This window comes from Caballeronia calidae, assembly GCF_900044055.2.
Classification (GTDB): Bacteria; Pseudomonadota; Gammaproteobacteria; order Burkholderiales; family Burkholderiaceae; genus Caballeronia; species Caballeronia calidae.
Map to the genome: position 1 here is coordinate 1 of NZ_FCOX02000083.1, position 24,663 is coordinate 24,663.

At 63.7% G+C, this 24,663-nt stretch carries 25 protein-coding genes and 1 pseudogene; 20 read left to right on the forward strand and 6 right to left on the reverse strand.

All coding sequences use genetic code 11. From position 1 onward, the window contains the following. Positions 1-514: 514 nt before the first annotated feature. Positions 515-889 carry a BON domain-containing protein gene (locus AWB78_RS36870; protein ID WP_062611655.1) on the reverse strand — a complete coding sequence of 125 codons (375 nt, stop codon included), beginning with the start codon at positions 887-889 and terminating at the stop codon, positions 515-517. Between the two features lie 858 nt (positions 890-1,747). On the opposite strand from AWB78_RS36870, the gene AWB78_RS36880 reads away from it, so the two are divergent. Further along, complete coding sequence (locus AWB78_RS36880) at positions 1,748-2,188, forward strand: potassium channel family protein (protein WP_062611656.1); 441 nt, start codon at positions 1,748-1,750, stop codon at positions 2,186-2,188. Positions 2,189-2,657: 469 nt separating this feature from the next. Here AWB78_RS36880 and AWB78_RS36885 read toward each other — a convergent pair whose 3' ends face one another. Further along, a complete protein-coding gene (locus AWB78_RS36885; RefSeq protein WP_082883562.1) occupies positions 2,658-3,761 on the reverse strand; it encodes a tyrosine-type recombinase/integrase in 1,104 nt (367 codons plus the stop codon). Positions 3,762-4,034: 273 nt separating this feature from the next. Here AWB78_RS36885 and AWB78_RS36890 point away from each other — a divergent pair, with 273 nt between their 5' ends. The 5 genes from AWB78_RS36890 to AWB78_RS36910 all read left to right on the forward strand — a co-directional run bounded on the left by AWB78_RS36890 (position 4,035) and on the right by AWB78_RS36910 (position 9,761). Continuing rightward, positions 4,035-4,955, forward strand: coding sequence for a LysR family transcriptional regulator (locus AWB78_RS36890; protein ID WP_062611658.1), 921 nt, complete (start codon positions 4,035-4,037; stop codon positions 4,953-4,955). Positions 4,956-5,185: 230 nt separating this feature from the next. Next, positions 5,186-6,289 (forward strand): tartrate dehydrogenase, encoded by a 1,104-nt coding sequence (locus tag AWB78_RS36895; protein WP_062611659.1) that lies wholly within the window; start codon positions 5,186-5,188, stop codon positions 6,287-6,289. 2 nt (positions 6,290-6,291) lie between these two features. After that, complete coding sequence (locus AWB78_RS36900; protein ID WP_062611660.1) at positions 6,292-7,740, forward strand: aldehyde dehydrogenase family protein; 1,449 nt, start codon at positions 6,292-6,294, stop codon at positions 7,738-7,740. A gap of 18 nt (positions 7,741-7,758) precedes the next feature. After that, entirely contained in the window at positions 7,759-8,592 is an 834-nt protein-coding gene (locus tag AWB78_RS36905; RefSeq protein ID WP_062611661.1) for a Rossmann-like and DUF2520 domain-containing protein, read from the forward strand. Continuing rightward, positions 8,589-9,761: an alpha-hydroxy acid oxidase gene (locus AWB78_RS36910; protein WP_062611662.1), complete on the forward strand. Its 1,173-nt coding sequence runs from the start codon at positions 8,589-8,591 to the stop codon at positions 9,759-9,761. Before AWB78_RS36905 ends, AWB78_RS36910 begins: the two co-directional genes overlap by 4 nt. Here AWB78_RS36910 and AWB78_RS36915 read toward each other — a convergent pair. Next, positions 9,752-10,609 (reverse strand): oxidoreductase, encoded by an 858-nt coding sequence (locus AWB78_RS36915; protein ID WP_062611663.1) that lies wholly within the window; start codon positions 10,607-10,609, stop codon positions 9,752-9,754. The genes AWB78_RS36910 and AWB78_RS36915 overlap by 10 nt on opposite strands. A 119-nt stretch (positions 10,610-10,728) precedes the next feature. Here AWB78_RS36915 and AWB78_RS36920 point away from each other — a divergent pair, with 119 nt between their 5' ends. The 3 genes from AWB78_RS36920 to AWB78_RS36930 all read left to right on the forward strand — a co-directional run bounded on the left by AWB78_RS36920 (position 10,729) and on the right by AWB78_RS36930 (position 12,510). Continuing rightward, a complete protein-coding gene (locus AWB78_RS36920; RefSeq protein ID WP_062611664.1) occupies positions 10,729-11,664 on the forward strand; it encodes a LysR family transcriptional regulator in 936 nt (311 codons plus the stop codon). Between the two features lie 133 nt (positions 11,665-11,797). Beyond that, complete coding sequence (locus AWB78_RS36925; protein WP_062611665.1) at positions 11,798-12,157, forward strand: BON domain-containing protein; 360 nt, start codon at positions 11,798-11,800, stop codon at positions 12,155-12,157. 65 nt (positions 12,158-12,222) lie between these two features. Continuing rightward, positions 12,223-12,510, forward strand: a complete 288-nt coding sequence (locus AWB78_RS36930; protein ID WP_062611666.1) for a hypothetical protein — start codon at positions 12,223-12,225, stop codon at positions 12,508-12,510. Here the strand turns inward: AWB78_RS36930 and AWB78_RS36935 are convergent. Next, the gene (locus AWB78_RS36935; protein WP_062611667.1) at positions 12,454-12,825 is read right to left on the reverse strand and encodes an NUDIX hydrolase; all 372 of its coding nucleotides are present in this window, start codon (positions 12,823-12,825) and stop codon (positions 12,454-12,456) included. The genes AWB78_RS36930 and AWB78_RS36935 overlap by 57 nt on opposite strands. A 190-nt stretch (positions 12,826-13,015) precedes the next feature. On the opposite strand from AWB78_RS36935, the gene AWB78_RS36940 reads away from it, so the two are divergent. The 9 genes and pseudogenes from AWB78_RS36940 (at position 13,016) to AWB78_RS36980 (ending at position 19,500) form a co-directional block, all read left to right on the forward strand. Beyond that, positions 13,016-13,891, forward strand: coding sequence for a CHAD domain-containing protein (locus AWB78_RS36940; RefSeq protein ID WP_232478027.1), 876 nt, complete (start codon positions 13,016-13,018; stop codon positions 13,889-13,891). Between the two features lie 81 nt (positions 13,892-13,972). After that, entirely contained in the window at positions 13,973-14,722 is a 750-nt protein-coding gene (locus tag AWB78_RS36945) for a DUF2278 family protein (protein ID WP_062611668.1), read from the forward strand. Continuing rightward, positions 14,709-15,295, forward strand: a pseudogene (locus tag AWB78_RS36950) (SDR family NAD(P)-dependent oxidoreductase). The gene AWB78_RS36945 and the pseudogene AWB78_RS36950 overlap by 14 nt, the downstream one beginning before the upstream one ends. Positions 15,296-15,402: 107 nt before the next feature. Beyond that, positions 15,403-15,618 (forward strand): hypothetical protein, encoded by a 216-nt coding sequence (locus AWB78_RS36955; RefSeq protein WP_062611670.1) that lies wholly within the window; start codon positions 15,403-15,405, stop codon positions 15,616-15,618. 139 nt (positions 15,619-15,757) lie between these two features. Further along, positions 15,758-16,996: a multidrug effflux MFS transporter gene (locus AWB78_RS36960; protein WP_062611671.1), complete on the forward strand. Its 1,239-nt coding sequence runs from the start codon at positions 15,758-15,760 to the stop codon at positions 16,994-16,996. A gap of 104 nt (positions 16,997-17,100) precedes the next feature. Further along, a complete protein-coding gene (locus AWB78_RS36965; protein WP_062611672.1) occupies positions 17,101-17,325 on the forward strand; it encodes a hypothetical protein in 225 nt (74 codons plus the stop codon). A 154-nt stretch (positions 17,326-17,479) separates the two neighbouring features. Beyond that, complete coding sequence (locus AWB78_RS36970) at positions 17,480-18,073, forward strand: nitroreductase family protein (protein WP_062611673.1); 594 nt, start codon at positions 17,480-17,482, stop codon at positions 18,071-18,073. 119 nt (positions 18,074-18,192) lie between these two features. Beyond that, positions 18,193-18,477 (forward strand): YlcI/YnfO family protein, encoded by a 285-nt coding sequence (locus tag AWB78_RS36975; RefSeq protein ID WP_062611674.1) that lies wholly within the window; start codon positions 18,193-18,195, stop codon positions 18,475-18,477. A 24-nt stretch (positions 18,478-18,501) separates the two neighbouring features. Then, positions 18,502-19,500, forward strand: a complete 999-nt coding sequence (locus AWB78_RS36980; protein ID WP_232478028.1) for an FkbO/Hyg5 family chorismatase — start codon at positions 18,502-18,504, stop codon at positions 19,498-19,500. On the opposite strand, the gene AWB78_RS36985 is transcribed toward AWB78_RS36980, so the two are convergent. Further along, the gene (locus AWB78_RS36985; RefSeq protein WP_062611676.1) at positions 19,492-20,361 is read right to left on the reverse strand and encodes a LysR family transcriptional regulator; all 870 of its coding nucleotides are present in this window, start codon (positions 20,359-20,361) and stop codon (positions 19,492-19,494) included. The genes AWB78_RS36980 and AWB78_RS36985 overlap by 9 nt on opposite strands. 86 nt (positions 20,362-20,447) lie before the next feature. On the opposite strand from AWB78_RS36985, the gene AWB78_RS36990 reads away from it, so the two are divergent. Further along, positions 20,448-21,377, forward strand: a complete 930-nt coding sequence (locus tag AWB78_RS36990) for a DMT family transporter (RefSeq protein ID WP_082883563.1) — start codon at positions 20,448-20,450, stop codon at positions 21,375-21,377. An 18-nt stretch (positions 21,378-21,395) separates the two neighbouring features. On the opposite strand, the gene AWB78_RS36995 is transcribed toward AWB78_RS36990, so the two are convergent. Continuing rightward, on the reverse strand, positions 21,396-22,301 hold the full coding sequence (locus AWB78_RS36995; protein WP_062611677.1) for a LysR family transcriptional regulator: 906 nt from the start codon (positions 22,299-22,301) through the stop codon (positions 21,396-21,398). Between the two features lie 127 nt (positions 22,302-22,428). Between AWB78_RS36995 and AWB78_RS37000 the strand changes: the two genes are divergently transcribed. Continuing rightward, positions 22,429-24,555, forward strand: coding sequence for a 3-hydroxyacyl-CoA dehydrogenase NAD-binding domain-containing protein (locus AWB78_RS37000; protein WP_062611678.1), 2,127 nt, complete (start codon positions 22,429-22,431; stop codon positions 24,553-24,555). Positions 24,556-24,663 lie beyond the last annotated feature (108 nt).

The window sequence follows — 24,663 nt, forward strand, 5'->3', positions numbered from 1 at the left end:
GGTCGGCTTGATGAGGACGAGAGAGAATCGGAAACCGTCAGCAATCGAGTAGATCGTGTCCATGGTCTGCTCTGTAGTCCTGTCTGGATCGAAGTCAGAAAACCTTGAAGGTCGTCCGCCTTCCGAAAATTGGAGATGGACAGTGCGATCATGCGGCCATTCAAACGTTCGCTCCAGCCACGCTAACGGACTTTCACTGGCCAGCGACGCGCGTCGCATCTCATTGCCGACTTCTGGGTTCTGCCATCAACGAACTGTATTGAACCGCGTGTCGGCTACATAATGGCTTGCGGGATGTTGCTGTTTGCAGCATTTGATGCCAGCGGCGGCGTTCCTGCAGGCGAGTCGAGCGGCAAGTCTGCGGCGTCTTGGAGTGCGCTTGTTATCGCAGTAGCCCGGTGCGGCGATAGTCGAACACGAACCCGATTGCTCCCGTCACGATGTGACTCGCTGGCCGACGATGGTCGCGCTCTTCAACCGGAACGGGAGGCTCCACATATCGCCTTTGAGAGGATCAGTGCGCCCCTTTTTCCTTGATTGATAGTGCATTGCTGACGGAGGACACACCGGAAACGCCCTTCGCTGCCGTAACGGCCTTTTCGACTTGGGCCGCCTCGGGGACGCTCCCTGCAAGCGTAATCGCACTGCCCTTAACGAGGACGCTTACACCCGCAGTGTCCACGCCACTCTTTGACAGCGCAGTGAGCACCTTTTTACTGAGTGCGCGATTCGCCTTGCGCACGTCGGACTTGGACATGCCTTGTGATGTCGCCGCTGCGTCCGATCCCGTCGAGGTAGCAGCGGGCTCGCTGCTTTGCCCCCAGGAATTGATGGATGTGACGACGATCACTGCGCCACTGGCCAACTTGAGTGTCTTGATTGCGTTCATATCTTATGCTCCAAGAAAAGCGACGGCGTCCCTTTATTGAATCGGCGAGGTTGCCGCGCCTGTAAAGACGATTGCGTGTTTTGGCCGCTCTAGGAGACGTTGGAAAATCGAATCCGGCGAGTCTTCAGGTCGGCCGTCCTAGGATATTTTCTGCAACGCTCTACTGATGTCCTCCGTCTTACGAAGAAGCCCAACTGTGCTTTACTCAGACAGATGCGAGGAACAGCAGAAAAATGACGTTCCGCCGTCTCTTACTTTAAATTAACGCTTCACTCAAAATTGATTGTGCGTGCAATAAGCTAAGTCAGAATGGATATTGTCGTCCTCCTAAGCGAAGTGACCGGCTTACGACGCGTGCTCAACATATTCTCGCCGTCTCCCGTCAATTGATCTGCATCCACATAATAGGGTATGTTGAACCGGGTGCAAACCGTAAGCGTTGCACGGGTGCTGAAGAAAGCGTATTCGGTTCCCCTTAATTTGGCGCCGCAAGGTACGTACGGACAAAAAAGGCCCGCCGAAGCGGGCCAACCTTGGAGCCCTACTCAAGTCCCTGTGCATCACCAGCAAGCATCCCCTATCGTAGTTCGTTAATGGCAATAGGTAAAATAAAACCTAGGCTGGAGCTCGGTGTCTCGACGTCTGTTGTCGGGTAGGGATCGGCCAGGGGTCATTCGTCTGTACCCTCACTCAGGCATTGGGCGACTGATTCGCTCAGCAAGCGAACGTTCGCCGGGATGCGGCTGACGCAACGTGACCTATGATTGGCCGGGGTGGCAAGTTTTGAACTTGCGATCTCCGCGTTCCGAATGCGGCGCTCTTTTTGCCTGCGTGCTCCCACTGAAGACGGAGTCAATCATGCTACACAATGTACTGGCCGCCGCTCCGGCCATGGTCCTGTGCCTGCTGCTGCAAGGCGTGGTGGTAGCCATCTGCCTGCGCCGGTACGCGCGCTTCCGGCGCGACGTTGAGAGTCAAGACTTGCTATGGGTGGACGTACTGCTATTGATAATCGTGATGCTGCTGACCTTGCTCTGCAATTTCGCCCAAATGGCAATCTGGGCTGCGCTGTTCATGTTCTTAGGTGAGTTCTCCGATTTCGCCACTGCTCTGTATCACTCCGCGGTCAACTTCATCACGCTGGGCTACGGCGACATTGTCATGTCCAAGCAATGGCGCATGCTTGGCCCAATCGAAGCTGCCAACGGCATCCTTATGTTCGGAGTTTCAACCTCGGTGATGACGGCTGCGGTCATGGATGTAATTAAGTACCATCATGCCCGGCTGCAGCAGGAGTAGCCGCGAGAGCACTGCACATGAGGCGCTTGAAGGAATGAAAATCGGCAGCATCGCACCGGGGCGGCTACTCGAGTGACTGTTGTACCTTGCATGTGGTTGTCGATAGCCCGGGCAGGTGAAGAGCCGAAGTGGGTCGGTTTGCGGCATCGGCCTGACGTTCCGCACGCAGCGTGAGCGCATCGTTCAAGGGCAACGGCTTGCGAATTTGAAAAGGAGCAACGGCACGGGACAGAGATCTGATCACGCGCATGTTTGCGTCGGTTTACTTTCGATTCGTTTTGTCGTGCCGAGCAATATCAAGCTGGACCTGCTTCGAGTTTGGAGATCAGAGGGCGCCGCCTTAGAGCAACAACCACGCGGGGCAGTCATGGAACGAAGATGAGCGTGGCTGACAACTTCTCTTGCGTGGGTTCGCGGCCACCGGACTGTGATCATCGCGCGGCTGTATTTCACCACAACCTCACACGGATCAAGCCGCTTCCTCGTCCGCGACGTACTTTGTAGCGGGGCGACGTCCGAATTGCGCGACAAGCAACTCGTACCGGTGATGAATCGACGCGTTGGACATCTGCTCATAACGTTTGAGCGACTTCCAATCCTTGTGGCCGCTGAACTTTGCGACGTCCGCGACCGACATGTGGAGTTCAAACAGTCGCGAGATACCTTCGTGCCGCAGATCGTGAAAGCGCAGGTCGATGATGTTCAACGCTTGACACGCTCGAAAGAATAGCGTGGAGATCGCGTGCAAGCCGTGCGGGAAAATCCGGTCTTCGCCTTCGATTCGCGGCTGACGCGCGATGATTGCCATCGCATCGGGTAGCAACGGGGCCATCTGATCGTTGGTCGCCTTGTTCTTGGGGTCTTTCCGTGCGCGGATCAAGATCTCGCGACGGTCGTCGTTCAGATCGCTCCAGCGGATCGACACGATCTCGCCCGCACGCATCGTGGTCGCAATCGCGAAGTCGACGATTTCTACCATGGGCACGCGGCGCGGCCGCGTCTTGCCTTTCGGCGCGAGGTATTGGCGCAGCGCAGCGAGTTCGTCGTCGCTCGGCCGGCGCGTGCGCTCCGCGGATTTCCCGATGGTGTTGGCGGCTTTCAATGCCATCGATACTTCGCGGACGGGGTTGCCGATGTTGAGCTTCAGCTTGCTATTCGCGTAGTTGAACAGCGCCGACAGGTAGGCGACATTCTTCGCGACCGTTTGGGGCTTCACGGCGCGGCGGCGCATCTCAGCAAACTGTGTGACCGCGTTCGTCGTCACGCGGTTCACGGGCATCGCGCCGAGTTTGCTGTTCGCGATGATGGACATGCAGGAGACGGCGCCTTTCTTGAGCGGCGCGCCGGCCTTGACCTTGTCGTCCTTGTAGCGCTCGATCAGTTTCGCGACGGTCATTGACAGCCCGTCGCGATCGATCGGAATAAAATGGCCGTGCTTCATGTCGGCTTCGACGCGAGCGGCCCAGGTCTGCGCTGCTTTACGGGTCGGGAACGTCTGAATCTGGGTGGGGAAGCCTAGCCGGCGGATCTGGACCTTGAAGGTGCCGGCGGGCGTCTGTCTGATGTTGGCCATGATGGTGGATCGGAGATAGTCGGTCGGATTTTTGTGTCAGTAGAGCACGAATTTCGGCACACTTTTTCGGCACACTTTCCGGGAAACTGCGGGAACGGCACAGGAAATCGGGCCTTCGGCACACTACTATAGGCGGCGCGCGACGCACTGTACACCGGCCCAGAAGCCTTGCTGTGTAAGGCTTTGCGCGATTTTTGCGGGCACGGATTTTGACCCGAAAGGGGATAGTCGGTGCGATACTGCGCGGCATGATCTTTCACGGAGCACCGGGTTTTGTTCGATCTCACGTCGCTGGCTCTCTTTCTGCGCGCAGTCGAAATGGGCAGCCTGTCCAAGGCGGCGCAGCAATCGCATATGTCGCTGTCGACGGCGAGCAGGCGCATCGCGCTGCTCGAACATCACTTTCGCGTGGGGCTTTTGAACCGGACATCGGCGGGCGTCGAGCCCACGCCCGCGGGCGAAGCGCTCGCGCGTCACGCCACCGAACTGCTGCTCAAGACCGACGCGATCTATAGCGAGCTCTCCGATTACACGAAAGGCTCGGTGGGCCGCGTGCGCGTGTTCGCCAATATCTCCGCGATCAGCCAGGACTTGCCGGACCATCTGCGCGCGTTCTCGCAGCGGTATCGGGATATCAAGCTGCATATCAGCGAATTGCGCAGCATGGATATTCTCCAGGCGTTGCGCGAGGGCCGCGCGGATGTCGGCGTGGTGACGTCGCAGACCGGCATGGAAGGCATCCGGCTCGCGCCGTATTGCACGGACCGCATCAGCGTCGTCGTGCCGGAGGATCACGTGCTGCAGGGCGAGCAGATCGACTTCGCGGCGCTGCTGGAACACGATATCGTCGGCCTCGACGATAAAGCCGAGGTCACGCGCATGCTCGTCAAGGAAGCCGCGCTCGCGGGCCGCACGATCCGCTTTCGCGTGCAGGTGCAAAGCTTCGAGGGCATGTGCCGGCTGATCGCGGCGGGGCAGGGCATCGGCGTGCTGCCAGAGGGCGCGGTGCGGCTCTTTCGCGAGCCGATGCATCTGCGCTTCATCCGCCTGACGAATCCGTGGGCCGAGCGCGTGATGTCGGTGGGGATTCGCGCCGGCGCGGCGCCTCTGCCCGCGCGCAAGCTCTTCGATTACCTGAGCGGCCTCGCGCCCGCATCGCTCGTCGCGCCGGGCGGCGAACGCTCGCACGGCTGAGCCCTTGCGGATATTCGAAGACTCCCGTTCCCGGATTCGCACTTCCTTCGCGCGAAGGCGTCCGCTAGATTTCCCCTCTGAATAGTCCGATGCCCGGGCGCACGCGCGTTCCGCATGGCGAAAGAGACGAAGGAGACAAGCAAAGCCAAGCCGCGCATGAACGGCGCGTGAAGCCTCCTGTCGCGTTTTCGCCGGGCATTTCCGTGTCGAACTCAAGGAGGCATAGCGCAATGGCAACAACGCATCACATCGCCGTCATTCCGGGCGACGGCATCGGCAAGGAAGTCATGGTCGAAGGCTTGCGCGTGCTGAAGGCCGCCGCCGCGCGCTACGACATCGCGCTCGATTTCGACGAATTCGCGTCGTGGTGCACCGAGCACTACGTGCAGCACGGCACGATGATGCCCGCCGACTGGGACAAACAAATCGGCAAGCACGATGCGATCTTCTTCGGCGCGGTCGGCACGCCCGACGTCGTGCCGGATCACACGGCCGTGTGGGAATCGATCATCAAGATTCGCCGCGAATTCGATCAATACGTGAACCTGCGCCCGGTGCGCCTGATGCCCGGCGTGCCTTCGCCGCTCGCGAACCGCAAGCCCGGCGATATCGATTTTCTGGTGGTGCGCGAAAACACCGAGGGCGAGTATTCGTCGGTCGGCGGACGCATGTTCGAAGGCACCGAGCGCGAGTTCGCGACGCAGCAGGCGGTGTTCACGCGCACGGGTGTCGATCGCATTCTCGACTTCGCATTCCAGCTCGCGCAGAGCCGCCCGAAGAAGCAGCTCACGGCCGCGACGAAATCGAACGGCATCTCGATCACGATGCCCTATTGGGACGAACGGCTCGCCGAAGCGGCGAAGCGCTATCCGGAAATCGCGACGAACAAGTTCCACATCGACATTCTGTGCGCGCATTTCGTGCAGCATCCGGATCGTTTCGATGTGGTCGTCGCATCCAATCTCTTCGGCGACATTCTGTCGGACCTCGGCCCCGCCTGCACGGGCACCATCGGCATCGCGCCTTCGGCGAACCTGAATCCCGAGCGGCGCTTTCCGTCGCTGTTCGAGCCGGTGCACGGCTCGGCGCCGGATATCGCGGGCAAGGGCATCGCCAATCCGATCGGGCAGATCTGGTCGGCGGCGCTGATGCTCCAGCATCTCGGCCGTGGCGAAGCGGGCTACGAAGCGGCGGCGAAGACGATCGTCTCGGCCATCGAAACCGTGCTCGACAGCGGCCCGCGCACGCCGGACATGGGCGGCACCGCAAACACCATCGAAGTCGGCACGGCGATCGCCGAGGCCGTCACGGAACACGCACTGATCACGGAGTAAGCATGGAATATCGTCACTTCATCGGCAACGCCTGGAAAGCGGGCGATAACGGCGAATCGCTCGATGTCATCGATCCGAGCACGGGCGAGCCGTTCGCGGCGATCGCACGCGGCACCGCCGCCGATATCGACACGGCCGTCGCCGCCGCGCGCAGCGCGATGGGCGAGGCGCTCGACGGCCCGTGGGCGAAGCTCTCGCCGGTCGAGCGCTCGAATCTGCTGTTCGCCTATGCGAAGGCCGTGCTCGACAACGCCGACGAGCTCGCGCAACTCGAAGCACGCGACACCGGCAAGGCGCTCAAGACCGCGCGCACCGATGCCGCCGTGCTCGCGCGCTACCTGCAGTACTACGCGGGCTGCGTCGACAAGCTGCACGGCGAGACGCTGCCGTACACGACCGGCTTCACCGTGATGACGGTGCGCGAGCCGATCGGCGTGACGGGGCACATCATTCCGTGGAATTACCCGATGCAGATTTACGGCCGCAGCGTCGGCGCGTCGCTCGCGGCGGGCAATGCATGCGTCGTGAAGCCCGCCGAGGACGCGAGCCTGTCGATCCTGCGTCTCGCTGAAATCGCGGCGGACATCGGCTTTCCGGCGGGCGCGGTCAATGTCGTCACCGGTCTCGGCAGCGAGGCGGGCGCGGCGCTGTCCGCGAACGAAGGCATCGGCCATATCTCGTTCACCGGCTCGACGGCGACGGGCGCACTGGTCGCGCGCACGGCAGCGGAACGTCACTGCCCGAGCGTGCTCGAACTCGGCGGCAAGTCGCCGCAGCTCGTGTTCGACGACGCCGATCTCGACGAAGCGCTGCCCGTCATCCTCAACGCCATCATCCAGAACGCCGGACAGACGTGCTCGGCGGGCAGCCGCCTGCTGGTTCAGCGCGGCATCTACGAGACGGTGATCGAGCGTCTGTCGCAACGCTTCGAGGCGCTGCGCACCGGACCTTCGTCGATGGATCTCGACATGGGCCCGCTCGTCAACAAGAAGCAGCAGACACGCGTGCGCGCCATGGTCGACGAGGCGGAAGCGCAGGGCATTCGCGTCGCGGCGCGCGGCAAGATCGCGGTGGAAGCATCGCGCAACGGGTACTTCCAGGAGGCCGTGCTGTTCCGCGACGTGCCGCCGCAAAGCCGTCTCGCGCAGGAAGAAGTCTTCGGCCCGGTGCTCGCGGTGATGCCTTTCGATGACGAAACGCAAGCCGTGAAGCTCGCCAACGGCACGAACTATGGTCTCGTCGCGGGCGTGTGGACGCGCGACGGCTCGCGCGGTTTGCGTCTCGCGCGCAGGCTGCAGGCCGGTCAGGTCTTCGTGAACAACTACGGCGCGGGCGGCGGCGTCGAGTTGCCGTTCGGCGGCGTGAAGGCGAGCGGCCACGGACGCGAGAAAGGCTTCGAGGCGCTGTACGGCTTCACGAGCCTGAAGACCATCGCGATCCGGCACGGCTGAGCATCGCGCGGTCATATCATGGCGACTCTCAACATCATCGGCGCGGGGCGCGTGGGCGCGACGCTCGGCAATCTGATCGTCGCGAATCGCGTGCTCGATATCGGCGATGTATGCGACAGCGATATCGCGCATGCGCGCGAAGCGGTCGATTTCATCGGCGCGGGCCGCGCGCTCGACGATCTCGCCGCGACGCGCCCGGCCGATATCTGGCTGCTCTCGGTGCCCGACATGCGCATCGCGGACGTGGCGCAGGCGCTCGCGCAACATCGCAAGGGCGACGCGCCATCGGTCGCGGTGCATTGCAGCGGCGCGCTCGACACCGACACGCTCGAGCCCTTGCGCGCGATCGGCTGGAGCGTCGCGAGCGCGCATCCGATGCTGAGCTTCGCCAATCCCGGCACCGCCGTGTTCCAGTTCGAAGGCACGCCGTGCGGGCTGGAAGGCGATCAAGCCGCGCGTGCCGCATGGAGCGGGATTCTCGCGTCCATCGGCGCGCGCTGCTTCGATATCGAGCCGGGCAGCAAGGCGCTCTATCACGCGGCGGCGGTCGTCGCGTCGAACTTCCTGCCGATACTCGCGGCGATGTCGGTGGAGATGTGGCAGGCGGCGGGCATTCCGCAGCCGCTCATCGACGACATGATGCATACGCTCGCGCGCAACGCGGCCGCCAATGTCGTCGCGCTCGGGCCGAAAGATGCGTTGACCGGTCCCGCCGCGCGTGGCGATCGCGCGGTGGTCGAAGCGCAGGCGAAGGCCATCGGCGAGTGGGATGCCGTTTCGCGCGATGCCTACGACGCGCTTTCGACGCTCGCCACGCGTCTCGCGCTCACGGGCAAAGTGCGCGAGGCATGACGCTCACGCTCGACAACGCGCTCTCGATTGCCGATCTGCGCGAGCTCGCGCGCCGCACGCTGCCGCGCTTCGTGTTCGAGTTCATCGACGGCGGCGCGGAAGACGAGATCACGCTCGCGGCGAATCGCTCGGCGTTCGAGCGCGTCGCACTCGTGCCGCGCGTGCTCAACGATGTCTCCACGCCCGATCTGTCGACGCCGCTGTTGGGCACACGCAGCAGCGCGCCCTTGCTGATCGCGCCGATGGGCTCGTGCACGTTCGCGCGTCCCGGCGCGGACCTGTCGATCGCGAAAGCCGCGGCGGCGCGCGGCATTCCGTACGTGCAATCGACGATGTCCACGACTTCGCTCGAAACCATCGCGCGCCATGCCGATGGCCGCTTGTGGTTCCAGCTCTATACGCTGAAGGATCGCGACTTCACGCGCAAGCTGATCGACCGCGTGCGCGGCGCGGACTTCGAGGCGCTCGTCGTCACCGTCGATCTCGCGGTCGGCGGCAAGCGCGAGCGCGATCTGCGCAACGGCATCGCGATTCCGCTGAAGCCGCGCGTCTCTCATGTGCTCGATGCGCTGCGTCATCCCGGCTGGGCGATGCGTTACGCGCGCAACGGCTCGCCGCAATTCGAGAACGTGCGCGATCTCGATCCGGGCGATGGCGCGGGGCTCACCATCGCGCACAAGGTCGGCAAGATGCTCGATGCCGCGTTTTCCTTCGACGATCTCGCGCGTCTGCGCGATCAATGGGGCCGGCGCATCGTCGTGAAGGGCGTGCAGCACCCGGCCGATGCGGCGCGGCTGGCCTCGCTCGGCATCGACGCAATCTGGGTCTCCAACCACGGCGGCCGCCAGCTCGACGGCGCGCAGTCCAGTCTCGAATCGCTGCATGCGTTGCATCGCGCGCTCGGGGCGGGCGTCGAACTCATCATCGATTCGGGCGTGCGGCGCGGCGTCGATATCGTCAAGGCGGTGGCGCTCGGCGCGCAGGCGGCGGCGATTGCGCGGCCTGCGCTGTTCGGCGCGGCTGTCGGCGGCGACGAAGGCGCGTTGCGCGTCATCGACATCCTGCTCGACGAGGCGCAACGCGCGATGGTGCTATGCGGCACGCCGACCGTCGACGCAATCCGCTCAGGCGATGTGATCGCCGCAACCCGGCCGCGCGATCAGGACTGAAAGTCCGTCGACGCCGACAACGCCTTCCAGCTTTCCGTTTCCGCCGCGACATACGCGTTCTTCTCAGCGATGGCCTTCAGCGTGTCGGTGCCGAGCGGCAGGCGCAGCGGCGGCGTGTCCGCATCGGCGAGCGTGACGAGCGCGGTCGCGAGCTTGTCGGGATCGCCCGGCTGATTGTGATTCATGCCGACAGCGAAGCGCCGCACGTTGCCCGAGGTCGCATCGTAATCGTCGATGATCTCCTTGCCGACGACGAGCGAGGACGCATCCAGAAAGTCCGTGCGGAAATAACCCGGCTCGACGACGGTCGCATGAATGCCGAGCGGCTTCAGTTCCGCATGCAGCGCCTCGGTGATGCCTTCGACGGCGAACTTCGTCGAGCTGTAGACGCCGAAGCCCGCCGCCGCGCGATACCCGCCGACCGACGACATGTTCATGACATGCCCGCTGCGCTGCCTGCGCATGACGGGCAGCACGGCGCGCGTCACGTTGAGCAGGCCGAAGACGTTGGTGTCGTACATGCGGCGCACGTCGGCGTCGCTGGACTCTTCGACGGCCGCGAGCAGGCCGAAGCCCGCGTTGTTGACCAGCACGTCGATGCGGCCGAACTTCGCGACGGCGGCTTCGACGGCCGCTGCGGCCTGCGCTTCGTTCGTGACGTCGAGCGCGACCGGCAGCAGCGCGGGCGATTCGCCGAGACGCTCGACGATCGCCGCGACATTTCGGCCCGCGGCGACGACCGCGTTGCCGTTATCCAGCGCCGCGCGGGCGATCAGCGCGCCGAGGCCGCGCGATGCGCCGGTAATGAACCAGACGCGCTTGAATTGCTGTTGGCTGACGTTGCTCATGATGTGCTCCGTTCGTTTCGGTGGTGAAGGTGAAACGAAGCATAGGCCGCCCGATTCGCACGAACTAGCCGTCGAACGCTAGACTAATAATCAACTAATATTTGCTAATCGAGGCGTTCATGAACGAGGTCCGTGCGATTTCGATCTTCGTGCGCGCCGCTACGCTCGGCAATCTGCGGCGTGCGGCGATTGATCAGGGGATTTCGCCGCAAGCTGCGAGTCACGCGGTCATGCAACTCGAAAAGTCGCTCGGCGTGCGCCTTTTTCATCGCACGACGCGCAAGCTGTCCCTGACCGAAGAAGGTCAGCGGCTCTTGCAGAACGTCGAGCCGGCCCTCGCGATGCTCGCATCGGCGATGGCGGATGCGCGCAGCGCGAAGGAGCACATCGCCGGGCCTTTGCGGGTCAGCGCGCCGAAAGCGCTCGGGCGTGCGCTATGGCCTTCGGTGCTCGAATTCGCCGCGCTGTATCCCGATGTCGAGCTCGATGTGCGCTTCGACGACCAGTTCACCGACCTCGTCGCCGAGCGCGCCGATGTCGGATTGCGTGGCGGATCGCCGCCCGCCGGCGGCGCGATCGCGCGGCGCCTCTTGCCCATTCAGCTGATCGTGTGCGCGTCGCCCGCGTATATCGAACGGCATGGCGCGCCGCGAACCGTCGAGGCGCTTTCCTCGCATCGCTGCACCGGTTACCGGCGCGCGAACACCGGCAAGCAGGCGCCGTGGGAATTCATGATCGGCGATGAAATCGTGTACCGCGAGATCTCGGCGGCGCTCTGCGCGAACGATATCGACGCGGAAGTCGACGCGGTGCTCGCCGGCCTCGCGATCGGCCAGTTGGGAAGCTTCTCGGCGGTCACGCCTATCCGCGAAGGACGGCTCGTGCCGCTGCTCACGCGGCATATGACGCAGCGCGAATCGATCTACATTTACTACCGGCATCGGACCGAGCAGCCGCTGCGCGTGCGAACGTTCATCGATTTCATGATCGCAAAGCTCGCGGATAACAATGACTTTTTCCTGTCCGCGTCCGAGTTGCGCGCGCTGGCGAAGTGAAGGCGCATGGCGCACGGATCGCTTGCACCGGCTTGGTTCTCCTGACGATTCAAAACTATCCCTTGGATGTGGCGCAGCGCCGACTAGAATTCATCGTGCCTCTATGACGTTCAAGTCACCCGGGAGCCACGCAATGAAAACGATCAATGCGCTCAAGCTCGCAGCCGTCGCATCGGCGGTTGTGTTCTCCGTCAACGTGTGGCCGCAGAGCAGCGATGCGGCAGCCACGGCCGGCGCCAGCGCGCCTGCGGCTAGCTCGAAATCGGCCACCCGCAAGGCCAACCGGGCGCTCAGCAAGCAGGTATTGAAGGAGCTGGAAAAGGGCGGCGTCAGCACGCGAGGCATGAACGTGATCGCCAAGAACGGCGCCATCACGCTCGCCGGTCGCGTCGACGACCCGTCGCAGATCGACAAGGCCACCTCGATCGCAAAGGGCGTGAGCGGCGTCACATCCGTCAAGAATTCACTGACGATTCAGGAAGGCGGGCAGTAACGCTCACGCCGCGACGCGGCGACAGTGCGTGCTCGCGCATACGGCGGGAGCACGCCACGCGTTCGTTGGCCGACGTTCACGATCCGGAGCGGCAACGTCTGCCGTTTCGCGAATCGCTGCTCGCGATGCTCGGCATCGTCTTCGTCACGATGCGGGTCGCGCTCGCCCAGACTATCGTGGGCACGGCGATGCCGCGCCTCGTTGCGGCCGGCCAGCGTGGCGACGCGATGATGCACCCGGCGCGGATGGCGCTCGTCGACTCGATTCATATCGAACTCGTGGTCGCCGCGCGAGCGTCAGCGCTTTCCGCGATGGGCGCCGCCGAGCGCTTTGACGATCACCTTCGTGGGTGAACTGGTGGCGAGCCGCGAGACATCCGAGACATGGACCCAGCGGCATCGCGAGATTTCATTGCTTGCGCGCGGCTTCGCGCTCTTCGCCACATCGCAGAAGAAGACGTGATGATGCTTTTGCCTTCCGCGATGGTGGAACAGAAACTTCGCCGATTTCCCCGAGAGACGCGTCTCTTCCTTGAGCTCGCGCAGCGCGGCATCCGACAGATGTTCGCCGCGCTTGAGCATGCCGCCGGGCAGCGCCCATTTGGTGCGGCGCGCGACCAGCAGGATGCGGTTGCCTCGCCGGCAGATGACAGTGGCGCGTTTTCTCAAACCGGCTCCGAATATCGTTTTGTTTCTCTCGATGTGCGGTGCGCATCCCGCAAGCGGGTCCTAGTGTACCCAACACTCGATTCGTTGTGGAGCAGACGATAAAGGCGGCGTTTCCCGTATTGCGCATCGCTGAAAAAATGCTCCGTTGCTCTAGTGCGGCGATCACACTGGAGGGCAGGAGCGGGTACGCATGTTGCGCATCGAATGCATTCGAGAACAGGGAACGATCATGGCTTCGGATGGCAACTCGCACGACGCACACGCGATGACGGAAACAGCGCAGTCGAGATTCGGCGAGCTGGCGTCGCCGCTCATCGAAGAGGCGACGAAGCACGCGGCCGCACTGAACGGGAGCACGAACCCCGAAGTGCTGCACAAGCTGCGTGTCGCGCTGCGCCGGCTTCGAACCCTGTTCTGGGCATACCGGCCTTTGCTGAACGACGATTTCGACACGCGTCAGCGCGCGTTGTTCAAATACCTCGCGACATCGGCGGGCAGCGTGCGCGACTGGGACATCCTGCTGAAACTGCTGAACGAGCTCGATGTGAAAGGCCTCGACGATTCATTGAAGGCGCGTCGCGCTGACGTGCTTGCGACGAGCATCGAAACGATCGCGAATGCGGACGTGAAGCACGTGTTGATGACGGGGCTGAAGGAGGCGAATCATGAGCTCAACACGGGACCTCGCCGCATGCCGGCCGTCCGGTTCGCGAAGAAGCGGATCGGCGCGGCGCGCAGCCAACTGAAAAAGCGCATCAGGAAGGCGCTGCACGCAAAGCAGTCGAACTATGCCGCCTATCACGAAGTGCGCAAGGCCGGAAAAAAAGTGCGCTATCTGCTGGAGTTTTTCGAGCCGGACATCTCATCCGGCATGCTTTCCAAAGTGAAGCGCCTGAAGCGTTTGCAAAAGCGCTTCGGCGCATTGAACGATGTCGTGGCGAGCCGCGGTCTGCTGACTTCATCAGCAGACGCCCTGCCCGATGATATCGACGCGAAAGCCGCGTTGAGCGCACTGAAGACCGAACAGAAGCAGCGCTTCAAGGCTGCGAGAAAAGCGATGCGTTGATATCGGCGTGGACCGCGGATCGCTCGAAAGGATGTCACACTTGCCGCATCGAATGATGGCTCACTTCACGGGAGCAGCATCATGGCGCGCAACGAATATGTCGTCTTCAAAGGCAAGCTCAGCCTCGGCGTTCCCTTTCTCGAAGGTTACAAGGGCGATCCGCACTATGTGATCGTCTGCGACGACGCGAAAGGCCAGCCGTTCAATATCGTCACCAATGTGAAATCCGACAGCTCGCTGACGGGACCGGCGGGTTATCTCGTGCTGTACCTGTGGGACCCGTATTTCGATCATCCGATGATCGCCGATCTCGGCAAGCTCGCCACGGGCGTTTCGACTTCGAATTTCCCGAAGCTCGACTATGTGCACGACAAGCGCCTGCTCGACCTGAGCGCGATGCGTCCGATCCCGCTCGATACGAAGGACGAGCGCAACGATATCAACGCGCTTCTCAACGAGATGCTGCAGCTCGATATGTCGGCGGACGGCGTCGACTACGTCTATGAAACGCCGGGCTACCGCGACGATCGCCTGGGATGGAAGCCCGCGAAGGACGTGACCGTCTACGGCTTCGGCTTCCTGTTCGAGCCGCAGAAGAATGGCTTGCACGAGACGCATATGAACCAGGGCAACCCGAAGCCGGGCAAGGGCAGCCATGTGAAGGACCATTCGAACGAGAACGGCGTGTTTCAGGACGGCGCGGTGATGGTCGAAGTCGACGGCAAGTTCGGGGCGCTTTTCGTCGCGTTCCAGACGCAGCTCGTGCCGACCGATAATCGCGGACGGCCGATACCGGGGCAGTCTCATCCCATTCTGGATGGCAAGATATGAGTTCGTATCCCCATTCGCAAAAAAGACTGCAATCTTGAACAACGTGTTGAAATCGTTCGATCTCACCGGGCGGCGCGCTCTCGTCACGGGTTCGAGCACCGGCATCGGCTTCGCGCTCGCGCGCGGTCTCGGCGGCGCGGGCGCGCGCGTGATCCTCAACGGCCGCAACGAAGCGCGTCTGCAGGACGCGGTGCGAATGCTTCGCGAGGAAGGTATCGAGGCGGATGCGGTCGGCTTCGATGCGACCTCGCCTGCGGACGTGAGCGACGCGATCGAGCGTATCGAAACGCGGATCGGTCCCATCGATATCCTTGTCAATAATGCGGGCATGCAGCGCCGCGCGCCGCTGGAAGACTTCTCGCACGAGCAGTGGCGAGAACTGATGCGGACCAACGTCGACAGCGTGTTTCTCGTCGGCAAGACGGTGGCGCGGCACATGATCGGACGCGGCGCGGGCAAGATCATCATGTGGAGGACCTCGTCGGCGCCGCGGTTTTTCTCGCGAGCGATGCGTCGAAGTTCGTGAATGGCCACATTCTCTATGTCGACGGCGGCGTGACGGCCACGCTGTGAAGTGCAAGTGACGCCCGCGCTGATTAGCTAAGGTCAATGGATTCGTTGGGCAGACGCATCGCGCGTACTAGCATGAATCGCTCGCACGCTTTTTCACGGGATCATTCATGCGATACAAGGGATACGATGTCGAGCCGTCGGCGCGCGCGTTGCCGAGCGGCCTCTTTGCCGCGAACCTGACCATCGGGCGAGACGCGTCGCCCCACGGCGCGTCCGTCACGTTCGATGCGCTCGACTACTTCTTCGAGGCCGATCACGCGATCGCGTATGCGTGGCGCTGGGCGCGGCTGTGGATCGATCAGCACGGCAAGCGGGCAGCGTGACGCGCGCGAAAGCGCCCGGCGCGTCACCGCGCACGATGTGGACTTTGTGTCGATCCGCGCGATGACAGGCACAATACGATGAATCCGCCATCCGGACTGGCCCTGAGAGGCCACCGGCCCCCGCTCATTCATCGTTGTCATGAACCACGCTCATCCTTCGCAGAATTCCCCGCGTTTCCTGCTGTTTCTGGTTTGCCTGTTCGCCTCGGCGGGTCAGCTCGCCATCGACATCTACGTGCCCGCGCTGCCCGCGATGGCGCGTTACTTCGCGACATCGCCCCAGGCGATCCAGTCGAGCGTCTCGTGTTACATGGCGGCGTATGCGATCGGGCAGCTCGTGTTCGGCCCTGTCGCCGATGCTTACGGACGCAAAAAAGTGCTGGCGTTCGGGCTCGTCGTCTTCACGCTCGGCTGCCTGCTCTCGCTCGCCGCGACGAACCTCGAGACCTTTCTCATCGCGCGCGCCCTGCAGGGCTTCGGCATCGCGGCAACGAATCTGCTCGCGAAGACGATCATCACCGATTCGTTCAAGGGCCAGGCGCTGATGCATGCGTTCACCTATATGTCCATCGCGTGGGGGCTCGCACCGATCGTCGCGCCGGTGATCGGCGCGCATCTGCAGGAATGGTTCGGCTGGAAGGCGTGCCTCGTGTTCCTGCTGATCTATTCGATCGTGATGTGGACGCTCGTGTGGCGTTATCGCGAGACCTTGAAGCAGCCCGTGCATCTCGCGCCGCGCACGCTCCTGACGAACGCGGGCAAGGTACTGTCGAGCCCGGTGTTCCAGAGCTGCTTTCTTGCGCAAGGTCTGTGCTACAGCATTCTGCTCGTGTTCAACATCGTGGGCCCGTTCATGGTGCAGAACACGCTGCACAAGCCGCCGACGTATTTCGGCTATCTCGCGCTCGCCATCGGCATGATGTATTTCCTGGGCGGCCTGTCGAACCGCGTGCATGGTGTGCGTCTGCCGAGCGCCGAGCAGCGCTTGCGCATCGGCGCACGCGTGATGGCAGGCGCGTCGGTCGTGATGCTGCTGCTTTCGCTGACGATCGGCCTCACCGTATGGACGCTCGCCGCGCCCGTGCTCGTGATGGGCTTCTGCGCCGGCGCGATGTACCCGACGCTGATGGCGAAGGGCAACTCGCTCTTTCCGCATATCGCGGGCCTCACGGCGGCGATTCTCGGCTGCGCGCTTCTGCTCGTGTCCTCGGTGATGATGGGTCTCGCGGGCTTCGTTTCCGTGCAGATCCTGGCACCGCTCGCGGTGTTCTTCGTGATTCTCGCGTTCACCGTCGTCATGATGGTGACGCTGCTGCTGCGGCATCTCGAGCAATCGCAGGACGGGCGCGCGGTGCGCGGGGGTGCCGACGCGGCTTGATGCTTCATGGCGGTGCACCCTGCAATGCATTGCAGAAAAGCTTGTTTGACCAGGCGTTTTTGAGCGCCTAGATTCAAGCTGTCGATGCATTTCGGAGGCGAGCCATGCCGCACTTCCTGAACCAGTACTTGCAGGCGCTCTCGGCCCCGGCGGGGCGAGTGCGCAAGCACTTCACGAAAGACGCGGCGGCGCACGACGCGCATATCGCGAACGAATCCACGCGCGCGGAACAGCTCGAACATATCTCCGTCTATGCCCGCGCGGGCTATTTCAACATGGGCTATACCGTCGACGCGTTCCAGTTGCCCGGCGAGTCGCCGCTGCACTGAGCGCATCTATCCGCGAGCGAAGCGATCGGCCTTAGCCACAGCGCGGGAATCCAAATGACGCGCGATGCGCATAGCATCTGCAAAAGCGTTCGTTTGAAGCGGGAACATGCGACCGTACCATCGGATGCTCCATTCTCGTTGCGCTGAGACTTTCATGACCGATCGCCCCGCTCCTACCGACATCGCCATTCATCCGCTGATCGCCGGGCGCTGGAGCCCGCGCGCCTATGCCGATCGTGCCGTCGCGCACGCGCAGGTCGTCGCGTTGCTCGAAGCGGCGCGCTGGGCGCCGTCGGCGTATAACGCGCAGCCGTGGCGCTTCGTCGTGTTCGAGAAGGCCGTGGATCCGGCGGCGTTCGAACGCGCGTTCGCATCGCTCGTGCCGTTCAATCAATCGTGGAATGTGAACGCGCAAGTGCTGATCGCCGTACTCGCCGATACCCTCGACGCGAAAGGAGCACCGAATGCCAACGCTGCGTACGACGCAGGCGCCGCCGCGATGGCGCTGCTGCTCCAGGCCCATGCTCAGGGCCTCGCCGCGCACGCGATGAGCGGCTTCGACGCGCCCGGCCTCAGGCACGCATTCGAGATTCCGGAGCGATTCGCGGCGCTTTCGATGATCTCCGTCGCGCATCACGGCGATGCACGCGCGTTGCCTTCGACACTGGCCGAGCGTGAGCGCGCACCGCGAGCGAGACTGGCGCTGGAGGAGATCGCGCAGTTTGGAGGATGGCGCCAGCCGCACTGAGCTTGCACTCCCGCACGACCGTGCGCCGCAGCGCCAGGTCCTGTCCCGAACGCGTGTGGTATAAGCACCGCATGCACGCGCCGTTTTGCGGCGCACAACGAACGTGACAGGAGCATGCAGTGAGAAGGACCGCCGAAAACAAGTTGAAGGTGGTCGCGGTACGGGTCGATCCACAATTCGAGCAACGGCTGCGACTATTGGCAGAAACGACGGGACGCAAACAATCGTTCTTTCTTCAGCAGATGATCGAGAACGGCATCGCCGCCATGGAAGAGACGTGGCTGCCGCCGGACGTGCTCGAGCAGGTGAAGAACGGCACATTGCCGGCGCTGCAGCAGGATCGGGTCGCGACCGCGGATCTTTTCGGCGACTCGTCGGACGATCATCCGGATCAGGTTTCATAACGCAGCCGCGCAAGGAAGATGCGAGTGCAACCTGTTCGCCCGGAGACGATCGAGTCCCGCTTCGCCGACCCTGACGCGGCGTGCAGTGACCGCACGCTCGCGCGCATCGTTTTCGGCGCGGCGAGCGGCCGTCCGCGCATCGAGAACGGTGTGCCCACGCTGCACCTGAAAATGTGCGACGACGCGCGCGACGGTTTCGCCGAGATCTGGCGCAGCGCCGGACCCGTGCGCAGCGGAACGTTCAACGATCTCGTCTTTGCCCACGATGGCGAGTTCCTGTTCTGCGCGGGTTTCATTCCGCATTCCGGTCGATACACCGAAGCCACGCGTGAGGCCTATGCCGATGCGTTCGCACTGGTCCGCACACTCGGCTTTCCGAAGATCTTCCGCATGTGGAACTTCATTCCCCACATCAACGGCGAGAACGCGGAAGGGCTCGAGGTCTATCGCGATTTTTGCCGCGGACGCGCGCTTGCGTTCGAGCAGGATCATGCGGCGGCAGCGAGCATGCCGGCGGCGACGGGCATCGGCACCTGGGGCGATGGCGTCGGCTTCTATTTTCTGGCGTGCCGCGAGAGCACGGTCAGGCACATCGAGAACTCGCGTCAGACGCCCGCGTATGAATATCCGCAGCGTTACGGCCCGAAATCGCCGAGCTTCGCGCGCGGCACGCAGTTGCACGACACGCTGTTCGTTTCGGGCACGGCCAGCATCATCGGGCACGAGACGATGCACGAAGGCGATCTCGCGCGTCAGTGGGATGTCGCGACCGCCAATATCGCGCATCTGATCGGCGCGGAGAATCTCGCGGCGCAGGACCTGAACGGCGGCTATACGCTTCGCGATCTCGACCGGATCAAGGTCTATTACCGGCATGCGGCCGACTTGCCCGCCGTCACGACGCTCGCGCGCGCCGCGTTTCATCCGGATGCGAGCATCCGCTATCTGAAAGTCGATATCTGCCGCGCCGATCTGCTCGTCGAAATCGAAGGCATCGCGTCATATCGGCATCGCTCAGACTGAGGCCGACTGCCTGAGCGTCTTCACGAGCAGGCTGTGCAGACTGTCGACCGCCTTCGCGCCGCGCGAGTCGCGGCTGCGATAGACCGCGACTTCCATCGGCTCGAGCGGGCCGAGACCTTCGTCGCTGCCCAGAATCCGCAAGTCACCGGGCGCGCTGCATTGCGTCAGCGCCGCGACGGCCAGTCCGCTTTCGACCGCCGCGATCTGCCCCGCGAGGCTCGAGCTGTTGTAGACCACCTTGTAGCGACGTCCCTGCTGCGCGAGCGAATGGATCGCGCTGCGCCGCGCGAGGCTCGCGCTCTCGTACACGGCGATCGGCAGCGGATCGCGCCGCCATAGCTCGAACTGCGTCGCGCCGACCCAGACCATCGGCTCATGAAAGAGCAGGGTGCCGCGCCGGCCGTGATCGCGCGATACGAGCGCGATATCCAGCTCGCCATTCGCGACGCGCGGAATGAGCGACGTCGATTGCTCGCAGATCAGTTCGATCTCGACACCGCTGTGTCTCGGCGCAAAGCGCCTGAGCACGGGGGTCAGATACTTGGCCGCGTAGTCGTCGGGGACGCCGAGCCGCACGCGGCCGGTCAGTTGCTCGCCCTGGAGCGCGACCTGCGCTTCGGCGTGCAGATCGAGGATGCGGCGTGCATAACCGAGCAGCGTCTGCCCGTCGTGCGTCAGTTCGAGCGTGCGCGAGCCGCGCTCGATGAGCCGCAGTCCCAGCGCGCTTTCGAGCTTCTTCAACTGCATGCTCACCGCCGATTGCGAGCGATGCACTTCCGTCGCGGCGCTCGACAGCGAACCCGCGTCGACCACGGCGACGAAACACTTGAGCCAGTCCATCTGCAGATCGTGCTGTTTCATCGGTTAAGGCATGCTTTCGAAAATCGAATGGATGAGGTTCGAATTATGCGCTTTTCGTTCGCGCCGTGACGGAACACACTGCGGGCATGAACACGAACCGGGCATCTCATCAGGCGGCGTCGAGCTTCGACGCGACGCGCAACGAAACGAACCGCAGTGCAGGCGCGTGGCCATTCGTTCTCGGCTGCGCGCTGCTCGGCACCATCGGCCTGTTCCTGCACGAAGCGAAAGCCGATCCGTTGACCGCGACGTGGTTTCGCTGCGCGTTCGGTCTGCTCGGCTTGACGGTCTGGGTCGTGCTGCGCGGGCACACTCGCGCGCTGCGCCTGACGCGCACCACAGGCCCGTGGATAATCACGGCCGCTTCGCTGATGGTGCTGAGCTGGGGGTTGTTCTTCGGCGCGGTCGAGCGGACCTCGGCGGGCGTGGCCATCGTGTTGTTCCATGTTCAGCCGATGTGGGTGCTGATGCTCGCATCGTTGTGGCTGAAAGAGTCGATCGGCAGGCAGCGCGTCGCGTCGGTGGCGGTCGCCATGATCGGTCTGGTGCTGGCAACCGGCATCGTCGAGCATTCGGCGAATGGGACGCTTCAGCCGGGCTACTGGAGCGGCGTCGCCGCGTGTATCGCGGGCTCGTTCTGCATGGCGTGCGTCACGCTCATCGCGAAGCGTCTGCGTGCGATGCCGCCGGGAATCCTCGCGTGGTGGCAGTGCGCGATCGGCACGCTCGTGCTCTGGGTGTGGCCGATGCAGCACGGCTGGCCCGCGTGGGGCATGTCGTGGGCGTGGCTCGCGGGGCTCGGGCTGATCCACACCGGGCTTGCGTACACGCTCATGTATATCGGCATGGCGCGGCTCGACACCGGGCGCATCGCCGTGTTGCAGTTCGTCTATCCGGCTGTCGCTATCGTCATCGACTGGCTGTGCTTCGATCAGCGTCTGAGCGGCGTGCAGCTTGCGGGCATTGCGTTGATGTCGGTCGCGATCTGGTTCGCGGAGCGGGAGCGGCGGTCGTGACCTGCGCGAACGCTTCGCTCAGCGCCGCCCGCGTCCCGCCTCATGCGCCCGCTCCAGCATGAAATCGATGAACGCCAGCGTCGCGCGCGTGTGATGCCGGTTCGGCATATACAGCATGTACATGTGCGTGCCGAAGATGCTGAGCCGCCATTCATCGAGCGCCGTGACGACCTCGCCGCGCCGCATGTCTTCCATCACGACGTAATCCGGCACGATGCCGACGCCGAGGCCGGCGAGAATCGCATCGCGCAGAAAGAGAAAGTTCTCCGAGATCAGGCTCGGTTCCAGCAGCACTTCATGGCGCTCGTCGTCGAGATAAGCCGCGACGCGCGTCTGCTTGCCGACGACCGTCGCGGTGATCACCGGCACGACGCGCAGTTCTTCCAGCCGCGTGGGCATGCCGTGCGCCGCGGCATACGCCGACGATGCACACGCGACATAGCGCACCGGCCCCATGTCGCGCGCGACGAGACTCGGCGGCGGCTCCGGCATCACGCGCACGGCGATGTCGACTTCATCGCGCAGCAAATCTTCGACGCGATTCTCGAACATCACGTCGAGGACGATATCCGGATACGCCCGCTTGAACGCGATCAGCCAGTCCGACATCACGAGTTGCCCGTAGCCGCTCGGCACGGAAAGGCGCACGCGCCCCTGCAGCCCTTGCCCGAGCGTCGACACGGATTCGTGCGCCGCGAGCAGCGCGTTCTGGATCGACCTGCCGTGCTCATAGAGCTTGAGCCCGAGCTCGGTCGGTTCGACCCGGCGCGTGGTGCGCCGCACGAGTTGCAGGCCGACGGACTTTTCGAGCTGGTTCAGGTGATAGCTGACATTGGCGCGGCTCATTTTGAGGCGGCGCGCCGCTTCGCTCAGATTGCCCGCATCGAGGATTTCGACCAGCAGCGTGAGTTCGTTGACGTCCACGGCACATCCACCATTGTCAAAATTTCTTTGACAGTCTGTCAATCGCCGCTGTAATTGTCAAGGATGCCTGTCCCCGCGAGAATGCTTCCACGCCAAACTGCAAACATCGAATCAGGAGACTTGATCCATGACGCTCTCGAGCGCGCCCGAAACGGCCACCGTCCAACACGAATTGCGCGGCAGCGTCCTCGTCGTGACGATCGATCATGCGCCCGTCAATGCGCTGAATGCCGCCGTGCGGCGCGGCCTCATCGATGCGATCGAAGCCGCCGATGCGAACGCGTCGGCGCGCGCCGTGCTGATCGTGGGCGCGGGGCGCAATTTCATCGCGGGCGCCGATATCCGCGAGTTCGGCAAGCCGGCGGTGCCGCCGTCGCTGCCCGAGGTGTGCAATCGCATCGAGGCGTGCGGCAAGCCGGTCATCGCGGCGATTCACGGCGCGGCGCTCGGCGGCGGGCTGGAGATCGCGCTCGCGTCGCATTACCGGATCGCGGTGGAAGGCGCGAAGCTCGGCCTGCCCGAAGTGCAACTGGGCCTGCTGCCCGGCGCGGGCGGCACGCAGCGCTCGGCGCGTCTGATCGGCGCCGAAGCGGCGTTGTCGCTGATGCTGAGCGGCCGTCACGTCGGCGCGCAGGAAGCGCTGCGTCTCGGTCTCGTCGATCGCGTCGGCCAGAGCGATGACGTCTTCGCCGAAGGCCTTGCCTACGCGCACGAACTCATCGCGACGCAGGCCGCGCCGCGCCGCACGCGCAACGCGCGCGGTCTCGCGGACAAGGAAGCGAGCGCCGCCGCGATCGCCGCCGCGCGGGCCGACACGCAGAAGAAAGCGCGCGGCCTGCTGTCGCCGCTGAAGATCGTCGACTCCGTGGAAGCGGCGTTGAATCTGCCTTTCGATGAAGGCCTGCGCTTCGAGCGCGAGCAATTCCTCGAATGCCGCGAAAGCCCGCAGCGCGCGGGGCTCGTGCATGCGTTCTTCGCCGAACGCGAGGCGCAGAAGTCGCCGGAAACGCGCGATGCGCGACCGCGCGCGATTCAGTCGGTCGGCGTGATCGGCGGCGGCACCATGGGCGCGGGCATCGCCGTCGCGCTGCTGGACGCGGGCCTTGCGGTAACGATGATCGAGCGCGACGACGCAGCGCTCGAACGCGGCCGCGCGCACGTCGAGAAGGTGTACGACGGGCTGATCGCGAAGGGCCGCATGACGCACGACGCGAAAGCGCGCGCCATGCAGCGCTTCGACGGCGACACGAAGTACGACGCGCTTGCCGATGCCGACCTCGTCATCGAAGCCGTGTTCGAGGACATGGCCGTGAAGAAGGCCGTGTTCGCGGAACTCGATCGCGTGTGCAAGCCGGGCGCGGTGCTCGCGACCAACACGTCCTATCTCGACATCGACGAGATCGCGGCAAGCATCTCGCGTCCGCAGGACGTGCTCGGGCTGCACTTCTTCTCGCCCGCGAACATCATGAAGCTGCTCGAAGTGGTCGTGCCCGCGCGCGTCGCCGCCGATGTCGTCGCAACCGGTTTCGAGCTCGCGAAGAAGCTGAAGAAAGTCGCGGTGCGCGCGGGCGTGTGCGATGGCTTCATCGGCAACCGGATGCTCGCGGTGTATCGCGCGGCGGCGGATCATCTGATGGAAGACGGCGCATCGCCGTATCAGATCGACAAAGCCGTGCGCGACTACGGTTTTCCGATGGGACCGTATCAGGTCATCGACCTCGCGGGCGGCGATATCGGCTGGGCCGCGAGAAAGCGCCGCGCCGCGACGCGTGATCCGAACGCGCGCTACGTGCGTATCGGCGACGAGCTGTGCGAGCGCGGCTGGTTCGGCCAGAAGACCGGGCGCGGCTACTATCGATACGAAGACGGCGCGCGCAGCGGCAAGCCGGATGCCGAAGTCGAAGCGATCATCGACGCCGGGCGCGAACGTGCGGGCGTGACGCCGCGCGCATTCAGCGACGAGCAGATCGTGCGCCGCTACATGGCCGCGATGATCAACGAGGGCGCGAATATCGTGCACGAAGGCATCGCGCAACGTCCGCTCGATGTCGATGCCACGTTGATGCACGGCTTCGGCTTTCCGCGCTATCGCGGCGGCCCGATGCATTACGCGGACAGCGTGGGCCTCGACAACGTGCTCGCCGATATCCGCGAGTTCGCGAAGGAAGATCCGCTCTTCTGGCGCGCGTCGCCGCTGATCGTCGATCTCGTCGAGCGCGGCAGGAATTTTTCCAGCCTGAATCAGCCGGCCTGAATCCGGGCTTCGTCACTCTCACATGGAACAGCAGTCATGGACCTGAAATTCACCGCTGACGAAGAGGCGTTTCGCACGGAAGTGCTGGAATTCCTGCGCACGTCGCTG